Raw genomic sequence first — 19,558 nt, 5'->3', positions numbered from 1 at the left:
AACCCTCCAGGTTTATTGTGACTATGAGCCTAGCGTTCTCTTAACGCTGTTTCTTTGGCCCTTAGAATGGGATTAAGTATGTACTCAAGGACAGTTCTTTTCCCGGTAATTACGTCAACAGAGGTCAACATCCCGGGAATAATGGGCATCTCAGTGCCATCGTCTTTAATTAAACTGGACTCTTCGGTCCGCACTTTTACCAAATAAAAGCTGTTGCCTTCTTCATCCTGAGTGGTGTCTGCACTTATCTGTTCCACAGTGCCTTTCAACCCGCCGTAACGGGTAAAATCATAGGCGGTAACCTTAACTATGGCGGGCAGCCCCGGATGCAGGAAGGCGATATCCTTTGGCAAAATTCGGGTTTCGATCAGCAATTGGTCTTCGGAAGGGACGATCTCCATAATATCGATACCTGGCTGAACAACGCCGCCCAATGTATTGATATTTATTGTTTTAATGGTTCCGTTGACCGGTGAAGTGATAACGGCTTTGCTGACTTTATCCTTGGTTCCCACTTGGGCCTCATTCATTCTTGCCAGCTTGGCCTGCATTTCATTGAGTTGTGCGCGGGAATCGGCGGCGTAAACCAATACCGCTTCCCGGCGCTTGAGTATCGCCTCATCCATGTTGGCTTTGAGCTTAGGGCGCATCACCCTGAGCGTCGCCAGTTCGCCTTGAATGTCGTTAACTGTACGTTCCAGCTTCAACAGTTCCACCTCGGGCACTATGCCTTTTTGTGCCAAAGGTTTGGTCAGTTCCAGTTCGCGGCTGACCAAGCGGTAGCTGGTGCTCAAGGTGCCGATTTTCGAGGTTAACTCTTCGGTTTCCTGTTGCCGCTGTTGAATTTGTCTTGCCTGGATCTCCACCTGGTTGCTGAGGTTATCCAGGCGTCCGGCGTATTCTTCCTGTTGGCGCCTGACCAGTTCAGGCTCTTTTTCTGTCAGTTCGGCAGGAAATACCAGTGGGATCTTGGTTATTTTGAGCTGTTCGCGCCAGTCGTTGGTCATATCCGAGATAAAGATACTGTTCAGCTCAGCCTGAAGGCGAATAACATTGGCCTGCAGGCTGTAGACCTCTTGTTCTTGCTGGGCGGCATCGGAACGAAAACGGGTATCGTCTATGCGTACCAAGGGCTCACCTTGCTTGACCAGCATGCCTTCCTGAACGTACATCTCTTTCAAAATGCCGCCATCCAGACTTTGGATGACCTGTACCTGGGAAGAGGGGATCACTTTACCCGTGCCCTTGGTAACTCGGTCGAGGGATGCAAAATAAGCCCAGGTGAGGAAGCAGAGCATCATCGCCGCCAGTGACCAGATAATCAATCTGTGGCTGGTGGGGGCATCTGTCATCATGGCGCCGTAGACATCATCTACCATTTCCAAGTCATCAGAAGTCAGGTGCTTATTCATATTACTTGCCTCCTGCCATCAGCCCTTGGTTGAGCTTTTCGAGCACCTTGTCTTTGGGACCATCGGCAATGATGTGGCCTCTGTCCATCACTATGATGCGATCAACCAGATTCAGCAGATGCATCTTATGGGTGATGATCAACAAGGTTCTGTCGCGGCTGACATTATGCATAGAGCGCATGAATTGCTTCTCGGCTCTGGCATCCAGGCTGGCTGTGGGTTCATCCATCAAAAGCACTGGCGGGTCATTGAGTATGGCTCTGGCCAAGGCCACGGTTTGTCGCTGGCCTCTGGACAGCGAATGGCCGCCTTCACCTACCTGTTGATCCAGGCCTTCTGATTCCAAGTCGGTAAATAGGTTGACTCCTGAGAGCTGTACGGCTCGGATCAGCTGATGTTCTGTGACCTGACGGGTGCCGAAGAGAATATTGTCCCGAACCGAACCGTGGAACAGGGTGACATCCTGTGGCAGATAGCCGAAGTTACGGCGTAGATCGCTCGGGTGGATCTGGGCGCTGTCTATGCCATCGTACCTTAGGCTACCGTTGCTGGGTTTAAATAGTCCAACCAGCAGCTTGGCCAGGGTACTCTTGCCGCTGCCGTTACGGCCGATAATGGCTATCCGCTCGCCGGGACGGATCCTTAAGGCGAAGGGGTGCAATACAGGTTTTTCCGAGCCTGGGTAACTGAAGCTGAGGTCGTCGGCTTCTATCTTGCCCATCAATCGTTGTTTGCTGACCAGGTGGCCTTTGTTTTCAAATTCATCTTCCTGGGTCATTATCTGATCCAGCTGTCTCAGCGCGCTGGCAGTTTGGTTGGCTCGGGTCATTAAATTAGCCAGCTGTGCCATAGGCGCAACGGCCCTGCTGGCAAGCATCACAGCAGCAATGATCCCACCCATGGATATATCATTATCGGCAACCCGGTAAACCCCTAGAATAACGACACTGACGACGGTCAGCTGCACCACAAAGTTGGCGACATTGGCCACTGAGTTGGAAAGCTTTTTCGATCTCAACTGCCAATTGGCCGTGTGACCTATCATCTGCTGCCAGGCTTTCTGTACCAGGCCTTCTGCCCCATAGGATTTAATGGATTCCAGAGAGGCGAGACTTTCGATCAAGTGGCCATGCTTGAGGCTGGCAAATTTATTGCTTTCCTCAATAGCTGTCTTGAGCCTGGGTTGGACAATCAAGGTATAGCCGATGATGATGAGGCTAGCGACAAGGGGGATTAGCGCCAGATCGCCTGCGACCAGATAGATAATCAATACAAACAATAATGCAAAGGGTAGATCAACCAGCGTGGTTATTGTTGCCGAGGTGAGGATCTCCCTGATGCTGTCAAACTCACCCAGCTGACGCGCCATGCCACCGACACTGGCCGAGCGGTTTTCGAGGGGAATGCCGATTGCCTTATAGAACAGTCGCGATGAGACTATGATGTCGACTTTCTTACCGGCAACATCGATAAGGTAACTTCTCAGCTGCCTCATGACCAAATCAAACAGATAAGCAATACCGGCTCCGATAGCCAGAACCCACAGTGATTCGAACGCCAGGTTGGGCACCACTTTATCGTAGACGTTCATGATAAACAGCGGTGAAACCAGGGCAAACAAGTTCACCAGGATTGAGGCAATCAGTGCATCACGATAGATGGGGGCCGAGTCTTTAATGGTTTGCAGCAGCCAGTGTTTACTGTGGTCATGATGATAGACATCAAACCCCATATCGCCACGGTACTGTTGTTTCACCAGAAACAGATAGCCTACATAGAGGGTTTCCAACTCTTCTATAGATAGGCGTTGTTCGCCGCCGGTTTCCGGCAGTTGGATCACCGCATATTGTTGTTCCAGATCCAGTTCGCGAAGAATGCAGGCTTTCTTGTCTTTCAAAAGCAAAATACAAGGCAGCTGAATGGCAGTAACCTGATTCAAGCCTTTACGGGAAAGCTTGGCCGTCAGACCGGCCCTGGCAGCAGCCTGTGGCACCAGTTCCGGTGATAAAACGGCTGAAGACAAGGGGAGGCCTGCTGCCAGAGACTCGCTGGAACAGGGGCTGCCGAAGTATTCTGTCAATAGAACCAGGCTATCGAGCAGAGGGTCTACAGTGACTCGCTGGGAAGCCGAGATAGTCCATTGTTCAGGTTTAGGTGAAGCGGATGCGGTCACAGAACGACTTATCCTTTCGTTTTATATGATTAATTCTAGTATCAGCCATGCCGGCCTATATTGCGAATTGCAATATAGGCCGGCCTTCAAATCAAAGAGCTTTTAAAACACTTCGTCTGGTTTTGGCTGATCCAGCCCAGAAGAGCTACTCTGGCTGACATAGGAAGCACCTGGATTGGCCGATTGAGTATCGACAAGCAGAGGACCATCGCCGTTACTTCCCAGCAGGCCATTGATAATGTCGCTTTCATCACTGCCGTATTCCGCAAACAGGTCGACACCGTCGAGTACTATATGCTGATCGAATTCACCGTCCAGATCCGCATCGATAGAGATGGTGGTATTGCCATCAGCAACACTGAATTCGAAATATTGCTCCAGTGAGTTGTGCTCTTCACCCAACAGTAGCTCACTGAGATCCAGCTTATCTTTGTTGAGTTCAAAGTCAGTGATGTGGTCGGTGCCGGTTTCTCCTGCTTTCCAAACGAAGGTATCAGCACCGCCGTCTCCGCGCAGCACGTCTTCTCCAAGGCCACCAATGATGGTGTCATTACCTTCGCCGCCTATGAGTAAGTCGTTGCCGGCACCGCCATGCATCATTTGGGAACCTTCACCGCCATAAACGGTGTCGTCACCAAGGCCAAGGTTGACGGTATCTGTCTTGGGCTGCACTTCTTCCAACACATTTTGTTTCAGCTGGCCATCGCTATCCAAGATGTTGCGTGCTGACATAAACTTGCTGGAAAGCACGTCGTTTTGAGACATTTGATTGTTCACATTGGGCAATGCGCTGCCAGTCTTTACGGTGTTATCAGCCTGTGAGATGCCCAGTTCTACATAGTCGTTACTGTCACCAGCGTTTATGTGCAAGGCCGTATCCAGATTGATCACATCATTAGATGTTATTGGAGCTACGGCATCATAACCCCCCAGAGAAGCTGCAAACTGGCCTTGTCCTGGGGTCCAGTTGTTGAGCAGGAAAGAATCCACGCCCTGTGCACCCTCGTAAACGATTGGCAGCTCTTCTACGGCATTGAGGTTAATATTCAGTTCCGCAGTGCTAAGGTCGCCATCGCTGTCTTCAATGGTATAGTTGAATGTGTCGACCGCATTGTTCGGTATCAGACTGCCTACGGTTGTGACCTGATAGCTGTAACTGCCATTGCCGTACAGGGTCAGGGTTCCGTAAGTGCCTTGAATCACAAAGGTCCCATTGGATTCAGTGGCGTTGTTACCACTGTGCGAAACGCCGTAGATCTCCATATCGCCATCGGCGCCCTGGATATCGTTGTGGAGGACGTTGCCACCGATGAGCGGCAGTTCAAATCCATCTCCCGGAATCAACTGAACAACCAATGGGAAGCTGGTGGAGGCGCCTTCAGCTGTCTTGATACTGGTCACAACATCGCCATTGCTATCGAGGAAGCCCATTACTTTCAGTGTGTAGCGAGCGCCATCGTACACAAACTCAGAGGATGTGTTGGCGACAGTCACAATATCCGGTGGGTTGTTATAACCACCGGTTTCATTGTGATTAAACTCGAGAGTGACCTTGGCTGGAACACCATTGATCATCAGGGTGACTTCGAGGGTGGCTTCAGTGATTGATGAGTAGCCATTGATAGGTTGGTTTACGTGCGTAAAGGTGCCCAGAACAATATTCTGGTTCAAGCCCACATCACCCACCTGAATATTGGTGTTTTCATCAAAGTTGTAGCCAGAACGTGGCTGTCCGTGGCCAACGTAGCCCCAACGAATTCTATCGTCGCCAGAATCATCATCAGGACTATCATAGGTGGTAACATTGGAGCTATTTGATTCAGGAGTCCAGTCAGTCCACCTGGCTGTGATATTGCGAACTTCAAAGGCGTCTATCAGTACATCAACATGGTTGTCGTCATCGACAGCGATATGCTGACTATCCGCAACTGTTACTGTGACGTCTGCCTTGGCAGTGTTGCCGCTGGCATCGGTTGCAACAACCTTAATGCCAGTAACCGTTAAAGAATCATAGTCTACGTTATGAGGCAGCTTACCAAGCAGCTCTGCCTCAACCACAACAGAACCTTGCTCGCCGGCTTCGATTGCGTTCCAGTCCAAGGTCAGTTTCAGCAGGTCGCCTCGGCCAGGCATAGAGCCAATCAGCACACCACTTTCGATTTCGATTCTCCACTTCATTGGTTGGCGAATGCCTTCAACCTGAATATCGCTCACATCTGCGTTGAAGCTAATGTGATTAACCTCATTGCTACCGGCCTTGAATACCAAAGTATCAGTATCGGCATCCATGGTATCGGATACCAGTTTGGCTTCTGCCAGGCTGGTAAACGCAGCGGGTGTGACAGCACTAAGCGTGTCAGGCACATTCAGCGTTACAGTAAACGGATTGCTGGAATCTGTGTCACCGTCACTGTCAGTGATGGCAACATTGAAGTCCAGAACAGTTCCCAGTGGGTCAACACTGAGGCTGTTCGCGGTAAAGTTCTTCAGGTTAAAGTCTTGACCACCCGGCGCTGTAGAGAGCTCAATGTGGCTGAACTCAGCGAATCCTTGCGAAACTATGTCACTGGCCAATGATTCAGGATCGGAAATGAAGGTTTGGGTCAGGTCATTGCCAAAAGTATCCTTACCTACAATAGTAATAGTGAAGTCGCCAGTGTAGGCACTACCGTTGTTGTGGGAAAGGTTAATACCCGTGAAGTTAGTGACCGGAAAGCCAAAGTCGAGTATCAGCTTTTCGTTTGCTCCAATGTCTTTACCCGCACCTACACCGATACCGTTAGGGCTGGTGTTTACAGTGCTCACACCACCTGCGTCAGTTGCCGTGATGATGCAGAGCACAACGTCACCTGATTCAGGTTCACCTTTAACTGCGCCGTTGAGCATTACGAATAAATCTTCGTCGTTACCGCCTGGAATATTACCTGTCAGGTCGGCGTTAGTGGTGGTGATCTTGGTGATTGGAGTTTCAAGATCTAGCACATATTCACCACTGTTGGGATCCAGTGTCAGTGTGAAAATCTTGGTCTGAATCGCATCGGCATCACCCCATTCGGCAGCTGAAGAGCTTGTATAAGCGATCAGCACCGATGTGTCGTCCGGATCGACATAGTAATAAATCGCGTTGCCAGAGGTCATCAGACCGGAATCGGCAAAGGTAGATGATTCGCTCCAACCGACAATATTCACAGACAGATCTGCACTGTATTGATCGGTAGACTCGTTATCGTTTCCGTCTGCGCCAGCTACAGCAACAGTGCCGCTGATCTGGGTATCCGCAGCATTCAAGCCGCTGCTGTTAGTGGTAGAAGCATCAATGCCATCGTCATTAATGGTGACATCCAAGGTTGCAGAAATAACACTGTTATTGGCTCCAACAGCTTCGATAATGATACCTTCAATCAGCGAATCTAGATTGATGTCATTTGCGCCGTTGACCTGTTTAATGTTATCCAGCAATTCCACATTAACACTGATGCTGCCAGTTGTGTGGGCAGAGATTGGATCTGTATCGGTCAATGTCAACTTGATGACAGGGACACCGCCGACACTACCGACCAAGCTACCATCTAATGCCAGAGCCCAGGCAATACTCACGCCTGTAGCAAGGTTGGTTGCAGCTTGAATGCTGTTTACATCACCAAAACGGAATTGTGTCAGTGTTTCGTTGCCAGCGGTAAAGGAGATCTGCTGTGAAACTACATCGGGCACATTGTCACGCAGATCGCTTTCATTAACGGTCATTTCATTATTGCCAGGAGCAAATACTAGGGCAGTATCAGAATCCTCTGCAGACTCATTACCAGCAAGATCGGTTTGAGTGACTGTTACCGTAATGCTTTGTCCGGCATCGGGTGCATTTTCACTCCAAGTAATAACGCCGTTGTTGTAGCCGAAATTAGGTGCAGGATCGCCATTGGTAAATTGCAGTACGCCACTTACCAATTCCAGCTCATATTCTTGAGGCTGGGCATTGCCGATAGTTACTGTCAGGTTGACATAGCCACCATGATCTAGCTCTGCATGGCTTACATTTGCCTGTAGCTGAACCCCTGGACCGTTACTGTTGATCTCGCCATGAGTAAGCAAGCCATCGCCAGGCGTGCCGTCATCAACAATCCATACAGTAGGTGCGCCGATGCTGGTGTCAATGGTGACACTGTCGCTGTCGGAATCACTGTTGCCGGCCGGGTCGGTCACGGTGGCGGTCAGGGTGAGGGGGTCACCGTCAGCCGGTGCATCCACGGCCAGAGCCAGTCCGTTGTCGAGCATGGCCTGGGTCACCAGACCGTTGAACAGCACGTTGTCATCCTGATCGGTGATGACCAGGGTATCGTCCACGGCGGTACCGGCACCGAGCTGTACCAGGTAGTTCACCTGACCGTCGAGCTCGGCAATGCTGAGCAGACCGTCGTTGTTGGTGTCTTCGGTGATGGTGATGGTGACGGCCGGGGCGGTGGTGTCAATGGTGACACTGTCGCTGTCGGAATCACTGTTGCCGGCCGGGTCGGTCACGGTGGCGGTCAGGGTGAGGGGGTCACCGTCAGCCGGTGCATCCACGGCCAGAGCCAGTCCGTTGTCGAGCATGGCCTGGGTCACCAGACCGTTGAACAGCACGTTGTCATCCTGATCGGTGATGACCAGGGTATCGTCCACGGCGGTACCGGCACCGAGCTGTACCAGGTAGTTCACCTGACCGTCGAGCTCGGCAATGCTGAGCAGACCGTCGTTGTTGGTGTCTTCGGTGATGGTGATGGTGACGGCCGGGGCGGTGGTGTCAATGGTGACACTGTCGCTGTCGGAATCACTGTTGCCGGCCGGGTCGGTCACGGTGGCGGTCAGGGTGAGGGGGTCACCGTCAGCCGGTGCATCCACGGCCAGAGCCAGTCCGTTGTCGAGCATGGCCTGGGTCACCAGACCGTTGAACAGCACGTTGTCATCCTGATCGGTGATGACCAGGGTATCGTCCACGGCGGTACCGGCACCGAGCTGTACCAGGTAGTTCACCTGACCGTCGAGCTCGGCAATGCTGAGCAGACCGTCGTTGTTGGTGTCTTCGGTGATGGTGATGGTGACGGCCGGGGCGGTGGTGTCAATGGTGACACTGTCGCTGTCGGAATCACTGTTGCCGGCCGGGTCGGTCACGGTGGCGGTCAGGGTGAGGGGGTCACCGTCAGCCGGTGCATCCACGGCCAGAGCCAGTCCGTTGTCGAGCATGGCCTGGGTCACCAGACCGTTGAACAGCACGTTGTCATCCTGATCGGTGATGACCAGGGTATCGTCCACGGCGGTACCGGCACCGAGCTGTACCAGGTAGTTCACCTGACCGTCGAGCTCGGCAATGCTGAGCAGACCGTCGTTGTTGGTGTCTTCGGTGATGGTGATGGTGACGGCCGGGGCGGTGGTGTCAATGGTGACACTGTCGCTGTCGGAATCACTGTTGCCGGCCGGGTCGGTCACGGTGGCGGTCAGGGTGAGGGGGTCACCGTCAGCCGGTGCATCCACGGCCAGAGCCAGTCCGTTGTCGAGCATGGCCTGGGTCACCAGACCGTTGAACAGCACGTTGTCATCCTGATCGGTGATGACCAGGGTATCGTCCACGGCGGTACCGGCACCGAGCTGTACCAGGTAGTTCACCTGACCGTCGAGCTCGGCAATGCTGAGCAGACCGTCGTTGTTGGTGTCTTCGGTGATGGTGATGGTGACGGCCGGGGCGGTGGTGTCAATGGTGACACTGTCGCTGTCGGAATCACTGTTGCCGGCCGGGTCGGTCACGGTGGCGGTCAGGGTGAGGGGGTCACCGTCAGCCGGTGCATCCACGGCCAGAGCCAGTCCGTTGTCGAGCATGGCCTGGGTCACCAGACCGTTGAACAGCACGTTGTCATCCTGATCGGTGATGACCAGGGTATCGTCCACGGCGGTACCGGCACCGAGCTGTACCAGGTAGTTCACCTGACCGTCGAGCTCGGCAATGCTGAGCAGACCGTCGTTGTTGGTGTCTTCGGTGATGGTGATGGTGACGGCCGGGGCGGTGGTGTCAATGGTGACACTGTCGCTGTCGGAATCACTGTTGCCGGCCGGGTCGGTCACGGTGGCGGTCAGGGTGAGGGGGTCACCGTCAGCCGGTGCATCCACGGCCAGAGCCAGTCCGTTGTCGAGCATGGCCTGGGTCACCAGACCGTTGAACAGCACGTTGTCATCCTGATCGGTGATGACCAGGGTATCGTCCACGGCGGTACCGGCACCGAGCTGTACCAGGTAGTTCACCTGACCGTCGAGCTCGGCAATGCTGAGCAGACCGTCGTTGTTGGTGTCTTCGGTGATGGTGATGGTGACGGCCGGGGCGGTGGTGTCAATGGTGACACTGTCGCTGTCGGAATCACTGTTGCCGGCCGGGTCGGTCACGGTGGCGGTCAGGGTGAGGGGGTCACCGTCAGCCGGTGCATCCACGGCCAGAGCCAGTCCGTTGTCGAGCATGGCCTGGGTCACCAGACCGTTGAACAGCACGTTGTCATCCTGATCGGTGATGACCAGGGTATCGTCCACGGCGGTACCGGCACCGAGCTGTACCAGGTAGTTCACCTGACCGTCGAGCTCGGCAATGCTGAGCAGACCGTCGTTGTTGGTGTCTTCGGTGATGGTGATGGTGACGGCCGGGGCGGTGGTGTCAATGGTGACACTGTCGCTGTCGGAATCACTGTTGCCGGCCGGGTCGGTCACGGTGGCGGTCAGGGTGAGGGGGTCACCGTCAGCCGGTGCATCCACGGCCAGAGCCAGTCCGTTGTCGAGCATGGCCTGGGTCACCAGACCGTTGAACAGCACGTTGTCATCCTGATCGGTGATGACCAGGGTATCGTCCACGGCGGTACCGGCACCGAGCTGTACCAGGTAGTTCACCTGACCGTCGAGCTCGGCAATGCTGAGCAGACCGTCGTTGTTGGTGTCTTCGGTGATGGTGATGGTGACGGCCGGGGCGGTGGTGTCAATGGTGACACTGTCGCTGTCGGAATCACTGTTGCCGGCCGGGTCGGTCACGGTGGCGGTCAGGGTGAGGGGGTCACCGTCAGCCGGTGCATCCACGGCCAGAGCCAGTCCGTTGTCGAGCATGGCCTGGGTCACCAGACCGTTGAACAGCACGTTGTCATCCTGATCGGTGATGACCAGGGTATCGTCCACGGCGGTACCGGCACCGAGCTGTACCAGGTAGTTCACCTGACCGTCGAGCTCGGCAATGCTGAGCAGACCGTCGTTGTTGGTGTCTTCGGTGATGGTGATGGTGACGGCCGGGGCGGTGGTGTCAATGGTGACACTGTCGCTGTCGGAATCACTGTTGCCGGCCGGGTCGGTCACGGTGGCGGTCAGGGTGAGGGGGTCACCGTCAGCCGGTGCATCCACGGCCAGAGCCAGTCCGTTGTCGAGCATGGCCTGGGTCACCAGACCGTTGAACAGCACGTTGTCATCCTGATCGGTGATGACCAGGGTATCGTCCACGGCGGTACCGGCACCGAGCTGTACCAGGTAGTTCACCTGACCGTCGAGCTCGGCAATGCTGAGCAGACCGTCGTTGTTGGTGTCTTCGGTGATGGTGATGGTGACGGCCGGGGCGGTGGTGTCAATGGTGACACTGTCGCTGTCGGAATCACTGTTGCCGGCCGGGTCGGTCACGGTGGCGGTCAGGGTGAGGGGGTCACCGTCAGCCGGTGCATCCACGGCCAGAGCCAGTCCGTTGTCGAGCATGGCCTGGGTCACCAGACCGTTGAACAGCACGTTGTCATCCTGATCGGTGATGACCAGGGTATCGTCCACGGCGGTACCGGCACCGAGCTGTACCAGGTAGTTCACCTGACCGTCGAGCTCGGCAATGCTGAGCAGACCGTCGTTGTTGGTGTCTTCGGTGATGGTGATGGTGACGGCCGGGGCGGTGGTGTCAATGGTGACACTGTCGCTGTCGGAATCACTGTTGCCGGCCGGGTCGGTCACGGTGGCGGTCAGGGTGAGGGGGTCACCGTCAGCCGGTGCATCCACGGCCAGAGCCAGTCCGTTGTCGAGCATGGCCTGGGTCACCAGACCGTTGAACAGCACGTTGTCATCCTGATCGGTGATGACCAGGGTATCGTCCACGGCGGTACCGGCACCGAGCTGTACCAGGTAGTTCACCTGACCGTCGAGCTCGGCAATGCTGAGCAGACCGTCGTTGTTGGTGTCTTCGGTGATGGTGATGGTGACGGCCGGGGCGGTGGTGTCAATGGTGACACTGTCGCTGTCGGAATCACTGTTGCCGGCCGGGTCGGTCACGGTGGCGGTCAGGGTGAGGGGGTCACCGTCAGCCGGTGCATCCACGGCCAGAGCCAGTCCGTTGTCGAGCATGGCCTGGGTCACCAGACCGTTGAACAGCACGTTGTCATCCTGATCGGTGATGACCAGGGTATCGTCCACGGCGGTACCGGCACCGAGCTGTACCAGGTAGTTCACCTGACCGTCGAGCTCGGCAATGCTGAGCAGACCGTCGTTGTTGGTGTCTTCGGTGATGGTGATGGTGACGGCCGGGGCGGTGGTGTCAATGGTGACACTGTCGCTGTCGGAATCACTGTTGCCGGCCGGGTCGGTCACGGTGGCGGTCAGGGTGAGGGGGTCACCGTCAGCCGGTGCATCCACGGCCAGAGCCAGTCCGTTGTCGAGCATGGCCTGGGTCACCAGACCGTTGAACAGCACGTTGTCATCCTGATCGGTGATGACCAGGGTATCGTCCACGGCGGTACCGGCACCGAGCTGTACCAGGTAGTTCACCTGACCGTCGAGCTCGGCAATGCTGAGCAGACCGTCGTTGTTGGTGTCTTCGGTGATGGTGATGGTGACGGCCGGGGCGGTGGTGTCAATGGTGACACTGTCGCTGTCGGAATCACTGTTGCCGGCCGGGTCGGTCACGGTGGCGGTCAGGGTGAGGGGGTCACCGTCAGCCGGTGCATCCACGGCCAGAGCCAGTCCGTTGTCGAGCATGGCCTGGGTCACCAGACCGTTGAACAGCACGTTGTCATCCTGATCGGTGATGACCAGGGTATCGTCCACGGCGGTACCGGCACCGAGCTGTACCAGGTAGTTCACCTGACCGTCGAGCTCGGCAATGCTGAGCAGACCGTCGTTGTTGGTGTCTTCGGTGATGGTGATGGTGACGGCCGGGGCGGTGGTGTCAATGGTGACACTGTCGCTGTCGGAATCACTGTTGCCGGCCGGGTCGGTCACGGTGGCGGTCAGGGTGAGGGGGTCACCGTCAGCCGGTGCATCCACGGCCAGAGCCAGTCCGTTGTCGAGCATGGCCTGGGTCACCAGACCGTTGAACAGCACGTTGTCATCCTGATCGGTGATGACCAGGGTATCGTCCACGGCGGTACCGGCACCGAGCTGTACCAGGTAGTTCACCTGACCGTCGAGCTCGGCAATGCTGAGCAGACCGTCGTTGTTGGTGTCTTCGGTGATGGTGATGGTGACGGCCGGGGCGGTGGTGTCAATGGTGACACTGTCGCTGTCGGAATCACTGTTGCCGGCCGGGTCGGTCACGGTGGCGGTCAGGGTGAGGGGGTCACCGTCAGCCGGTGCATCCACGGCCAGAGCCAGTCCGTTGTCGAGCATGGCCTGGGTCACCAGACCGTTGAACAGCACGTTGTCATCCTGATCGGTGATGACCAGGGTATCGTCCACGGCGGTACCGGCACCGAGCTGTACCAGGTAGTTCACCTGACCGTCGAGCTCGGCAATGCTGAGCAGACCGTCGTTGTTGGTGTCTTCGGTGATGGTGATGGTGACGGCCGGGGCGGTGGTGTCAATGGTGACACTGTCGCTGTCGGAATCACTGTTGCCGGCCGGGTCGGTCACGGTGGCGGTCAGGGTGAGGGGGTCACCGTCAGCCGGTGCATCCACGGCCAGAGCCAGTCCGTTGTCGAGCATGGCCTGGGTCACCAGACCGTTGAACAGCACGTTGTCATCCTGATCGGTGATGACCAGGGTATCGTCCACGGCGGTACCGGCACCGAGCTGTACCAGGTAGTTCACCTGACCGTCGAGCTCGGCAATGCTGAGCAGACCGTCGTTGTTGGTGTCTTCGGTGATGGTGATGGTGACGGCCGGGGCGGTGGTGTCAATGGTGACACTGTCGCTGTCGGAATCACTGTTGCCGGCCGGGTCGGTCACGGTGGCGGTCAGGGTGAGGGGGTCACCGTCAGCCGGTGCATCCACGGCCAGAGCCAGTCCGTTGTCGAGCATGGCCTGGGTCACCAGACCGTTGAACAGCACGTTGTCATCCTGATCGGTGATGACCAGGGTATCGTCCACGGCGGTACCGGCACCGAGCTGTACCAGGTAGTTCACCTGACCGTCGAGCTCGGCAATGCTGAGCAGACCGTCGTTGTTGGTGTCTTCGGTGATGGTGATGGTGACGGCCGGGGCGGTGGTGTCAATGGTGACACTGTCGCTGTCGGAATCACTGTTGCCGGCCGGGTCGGTCACGGTGGCGGTCAGGGTGAGGGGGTCACCGTCAGCCGGTGCATCCACGGCCAGAGCCAGTCCGTTGTCGAGCATGGCCTGGGTCACCAGACCGTTGAACAGCACGTTGTCATCCTGATCGGTGATGACCAGGGTATCGTCCACGGCGGTACCGGCACCGAGCTGTACCAGGTAGTTCACCTGACCGTCGAGCTCGGCAATGCTGAGCAGACCGTCGTTGTTGGTGTCTTCGGTGATGGTGATGGTGACGGCCGGGGCGGTGGTGTCAATGGTGACACTGTCGCTGTCGGAATCACTGTTGCCGGCCGGGTCGGTCACGGTGGCGGTCAGGGTGAGGGGGTCACCGTCAGCCGGTGCATCCACGGCCAGAGCCAGTCCGTTGTCGAGCATGGCCTGGGTCACCAGACCGTTGAACAGCACGTTGTCATCCTGATCGGTGATGACCAGGGTATCGTCCACGGCGGTACCGGCACCGAGCTGTACCAGGTAGTTCACCTGACCGTCGAGCTCGGCAATGCTGAGCAGACCGTCGTTGTTGGTGTCTTCGGTGATGGTGATGGTGACGGCCGGGGCGGTGGTGTCAATGGTGACACTGTCGCTGTCGGAATCACTGTTGCCGGCCGGGTCGGTCACGGTGGCGGTCAGGGTGAGGGGGTCACCGTCAGCCGGTGCATCCACGGCCAGAGCCAGTCCGTTGTCGAGCATGGCCTGGGTCACCAGACCGTTGAACAGCACGTTGTCATCCTGATCGGTGATGACCAGGGTATCGTCCACGGCGGTACCGGCACCGAGCTGTACCAGGTAGTTCACCTGACCGTCGAGCTCGGCAATGCTGAGCAGACCGTCGTTGTTGGTGTCTTCGGTGATGGTGATGGTGACGGCCGGGGCGGTGGTGTCAATGGTGACACTGTCGCTGTCGGAATCACTGTTGCCGGCCGGGTCGGTCACGGTGGCGGTCAGGGTGAGGGGGTCACCGTCAGCCGGTGCATCCACGGCCAGAGCCAGTCCGTTGTCGAGCATGGCCTGGGTCACCAGACCGTTGAACAGCACGTTGTCATCCTGATCGGTGATGACCAGGGTATCGTCCACGGCGGTACCGGCACCGAGCTGTACCAGGTAGTTCACCTGACCGTCGAGCTCGGCAATGCTGAGCAGACCGTCGTTGTTGGTGTCTTCGGTGATGGTGATGGTGACGGCCGGGGCGGTGGTGTCAATGGTGACACTGTCGCTGTCGGAATCACTGTTGCCGGCCGGGTCGGTCACGGTGGCGGTCAGGGTGAGGGGGTCACCGTCAGCCGGTGCATCCACGGCCAGAGCCAGTCCGTTGTCGAGCATGGCCTGGGTCACCAGACCGTTGAACAGCACGTTGTCATCCTGATCGGTGATGACCAGGGTATCGTCCACGGCGGTACCGGCACCGAGCTGTACCAGGTAGTTCACCTGACCGTCGAGCTCGGCAATGCTGAGCAGACCGTCGTTGTTGGTGTCTTCGGTGATGGTGATGGTGACGGCCGGGGCGGTGGTGTCAATGGTGACACTGTCGCTGTCGGAATCACTGTTGCCGGCCGGGTCGGTCACGGTGGCGGTCAGGGTGAGGGGGTCACCGTCAGCCGGTGCATCCACGGCCAGAGCCAGTCCGTTGTCGAGCATGGCCTGGGTCACCAGACCGTTGAACAGCACGTTGTCATCCTGATCGGTGATGACCAGGGTATCGTCCACGGCGGTACCGGCACCGAGCTGTACCAGGTAGTTCACCTGACCGTCGAGCTCGGCAATGCTGAGCAGACCGTCGTTGTTGGTGTCTTCGGTGATGGTGATGGTGACGGCCGGGGCGGTGGTGTCAATGGTGACACTGTCGCTGTCGGAATCACTGTTGCCGGCCGGGTCGGTCACGGTGGCGGTCAGGGTGAGGGGGTCACCGTCAGCCGGTGCATCCACGGCCAGAGCCAGTCCGTTGTCGAGCATGGCCTGGGTCACCAGACCGTTGAACAGTACGTTGTCATCCTGATCGGTGATGACCAGGGTATCGTCCACGGCGGTACCGGCACCGAGCTGTACCAGGTAGTTCACCTGACCGTCGAGCTCGGCAATGCTGAGCAGACCGTCGTTGTTGGTGTCTTCGGTGATGGTGATGGTGACGGCCGGGGCGGTGGTGTCAACACCATAGCCTTCGGTGTCGTCGGCTGAGGCGGTGTTGCCGGCGGTGTCGGTGGTGGTGACGGAGGCATCAATCAGATGGTTGGTATCGGCGACCAGATCGGCGCCGGGCACGTTGATGCTGAAGCGCAGGGTGCCGTTGTCGTCATACACCGCGCCAGTGAATTCCTTGCCATTGACGGTGAGGGTGACGATGTCACCGGCCTTGACGTCGCCGCCGACGGTACCGGTCACAGGGATATCCTGCCCGGCTTCCTGGGCATTGATGATGTCATCGGCAGTGATGTTGGCATTGAGGGTGATGCTGGCTGACAGGTCGTTATCTATTATACTTGTTGTAACTTTTGCGTCAGTTAAATTTAAGTCTTCAAAAATAGGGTAGCCTTCAGTAGTTAAGATATTACTGACACTAATAATGAAAGACTCTGTTGGTTCAAAAAAGCTATCGTCTAAGGTACTAATTGTAAAAGCTGCGGTAAGACCATCCTCACCAATTAGCGCTTGAACAGTTTCAATAATATCGTCACCACTTGCAGTGGTATAGCTATAACTCAGAGCCACTATACTGCCAATAGGGGCGGGGTTACTTAATGTAACCGTATAAATATCAGTAGCTTCACCTTCCACTACACTTGCTGGGCCAGTCAGGGTGACGGTGGTGGTATCTATGGTGTCATTGACCTGGGTGTCGACGCTGTTGCCGAGATCCAGCTCTTCATAGTTGCCGCCTTCAGCTCCGGTGACATTGACCGTGAGGGTTTCACCGTCCTGATAGACATCATCAGTCGGCGCTGCAACGGTGACAGTGCCTTCGGTTTGACCGGCTGCAATGGTGATGCTGGCGCCGTTGGACAGGGTCAGGATCAGGTCGGTTTCAGGGGCATTGTTGACCGTGGCGGTATAGGTAATGCTGCCGCCTTCACTCACTTCAGCCGGAGCCGTCAGGGTGATGGTGGTGGTATCTATGGTGTCATTGACCTGGGTGTCGACGCTGTTGCCGAGATCCAGCTCTTCATAGTTGCCGCCTGTTGATTCGGTGACATTGACCGAGAGGGTTTCACCGTCCTGATAGACATCATCGGTCGGCGCTGCAACGGTGACCGTGCCTTCGGTTTGACCGGCTGCAATGGTGATGCTGGCGCCATTGGACAGGGTCAGCACCAGGTCGGTTTCAGGGGCATTGTTGACCGTGGCGGTATAGGTAATGCTGCCGCCTTCACTCACTTCAGCCGGAGCCGTCAGGGTGATGGTAGTGGTATCTATGGTGTCATTGACCTGGGTGTCGACACTGTTGCCGAGATCCAGCTCTTCATAGTTGCCGCCTGTTGATTCGGTGACATTGACCGTGAGGGTTTCACCGTCCTGATAGACATCATCAGTCGGCGCCGCGACGGTGACAGTGCCTTCGGTTTGACCGGCTGCAATGGTGATGCTGGCGCCGTTGGACAGGGTCAGGATCAGGTCGGTTTCAGGGGCATTGTTGACCGTGGCGGTATAGGTAATGCTGCCGCCTTCACTCACTTCAGCCGGGGCCGTCAGGGTGATGGTGGTGGTATCTATGGTGTCATTGACCTGGGTGTCGACGCTGTTGCCAAGATCCAGTTCTTCATAGTTGCCGCCTGTTGATTCGGTGACATTGACCGAGAGGGTTTCACCGTCCTGATAGACATCATCGGTCGGCGCTGCAACTGTGACCGTGCCTTCGGTTTGACCGGCTGCAATGGTGATGCTGGCGCCATTGGACAGGGTCAGCACCAGGTCGGTTTCAGGGGCATTGTTGACCGTGGCGGTATAGGTAATGCTGCCGCCTTCACTCACTTCAGCCGGAGCCGTCAGGGTGATGGTAGTGGTATCTATGGTGTCATTGACCTGGGTGTCGACACTGTTGCCGAGATCCAGCTCTTCATAGTTGCCGCCTGTTGATTCGGTGACATTGACCGAGAGGGTTTCACCGTCCTGATAGACATCATCAGTCGGTGCCGCGACGGTGACAGTGCCTTCGGTTTGACCGGCCGCAATGGTGATGCTGGCGCCATTGGACAGGGTCAGTACCAGGTCGGTTTCAGGGGCATTGTTGACCGTGGCGGTATAGGTAATGCTGCCGCCTTCACTCACTTCAGCCGGGGCCGTCAGGGTGATGGTGGTGGTATCTATGGTGTCATTGACCTGGGTGTCGACACTGTTGCCGAGATCCAGCTCTTCATAGTTGCCGCCTTCAGCTCCGGTGACATTAACCGAGAGGGTTTCACCGTCCTGATAGACATCATCAGTCGGCGCCGCAACGGTGACAGTGCCTTCGGTTTGACCGGCCGCAATGGTGATGCTGGCGCCATTGGACAGGGTCAGTACCAGGTCGGTTTCAGGGACATTGTTGACCGTGGCGGTATAGGTAATGCTGCCGCCTTCACTGACTTCAGCCGGGGCCGTCAGGGTGATGGTGGTGGTATCTATGGTGTCATTGACCATCGTGTCGACGCTGTTGCCGAGATCCAGCTCTTCATAGTTGCCGCCCTGGGACTCAGTGACACCGACATTCAGTACTTCACTGTCCAAGTAAACATCATCGCTGGGAGCATCGACGGTAACGCTGCCGGAAGTTTGGCCAGTGGGGATTATTATCGTCGCGCCGTTGGACAGGGTCAGCACCAAATCACTTTCAAGAGGGGCGTTATCTACAACAGCTGTGTAGGTGATACTGCCCCCCTCATTGACTTGGGTTGGCGCCAACAAGGTTACGGTACTGGGAGCAACTTGGGTCAGGTTGAAGGCGTTTTGTGATAAGCCTTCTTGCAGTGTAATAGCATCGGTTTCGAAGCCTGCTGAATCGTAGCCACTGGCAGCCAGAGTTTCTGCGCCACTTCTTGCCAATGAGACAAAACCGGACGTTCCCTCATTTCCTTGAGTTCCTCCGGCAGCAGTATCAGGCAATGAAGCGGTTGGATCTTCTCCCGATGCGATAAGGGCTTGTAGCTGGGCAATTTCAGAATCTGTTACAGCATCGGTATTTTGCAACGCTTCCTCAGGGGCTTCATCTTCATTTCCAAGACTACTTCCGTCACTGAGTAAGAGCTCGAACTGTGCATCATTATCGACAAAAACTTCGCTTCCCTGCGCGACCAAGTCGCCTTGTTGTAATGGCACTTGCTGGCCATTTGACATGACATAAGCCTTGCCATTCAAACTCTTAACTTGACCATCTTGTGTTATGATAAGTGCTTTCATGTCCCGCTCCCGGCGCTTGCAATATCCGTATCAATAAAGTTGCATCCCATTGGAGTTGGGTTGCAAATTGGCGAAAGATGTGAATCTTATGCGGCGA

3 protein-coding genes are annotated in these 19,558 nt (G+C 56.2%); all 3 read right to left on the bottom strand.

Going from position 1 to position 19,558, the window contains the following annotated elements; genetic code table 11:
* Nucleotides 1-29: 29 nt before the first annotated feature.
* Nucleotides 30-1,412 (bottom strand): HlyD family type I secretion periplasmic adaptor subunit, encoded by a 1,383-nt coding sequence (locus tag WKR14_RS18700; protein WP_101057531.1) that lies wholly within the window; start codon nucleotides 1,410-1,412, stop codon nucleotides 30-32.
* A gap of 1 nt (nucleotide 1,413) precedes the next feature.
* Nucleotides 1,414-3,585, bottom strand: coding sequence for a type I secretion system permease/ATPase (locus WKR14_RS18695; protein WP_101057529.1), 2,172 nt, complete (start codon nucleotides 3,583-3,585; stop codon nucleotides 1,414-1,416).
* Nucleotides 3,586-3,687: 102 nt separating this feature from the next.
* A complete protein-coding gene (locus WKR14_RS18690; protein ID WP_339087083.1) occupies nucleotides 3,688-19,461 on the bottom strand; it encodes a retention module-containing protein in 15,774 nt (5,257 codons plus the stop codon).
* Nucleotides 19,462-19,558: the final 97 nt, after the last annotated feature.

The organism is Shewanella chilikensis (assembly GCF_037953065.1).
Taxonomy (GTDB): Bacteria; Pseudomonadota; Gammaproteobacteria; order Enterobacterales; family Shewanellaceae; genus Shewanella; species Shewanella chilikensis.
Note: the sequence above shows the minus strand (reverse complement) of the source record. Positions and strands in the feature narration are given on the sequence as shown.

Coding starts and splice junctions, on each gene's coding strand:
- WKR14_RS18700 (WP_101057531.1), bottom strand. CDS start 1,412: ATGAATAAGCACCTGACTTCTGATGACTTGGAAATGGTAGATGATGTC.
- WKR14_RS18690 (WP_339087083.1), bottom strand. CDS start 19,461: ATGAAAGCACTTATCATAACACAAGATGGTCAAGTTAAGAGTTTGAAT.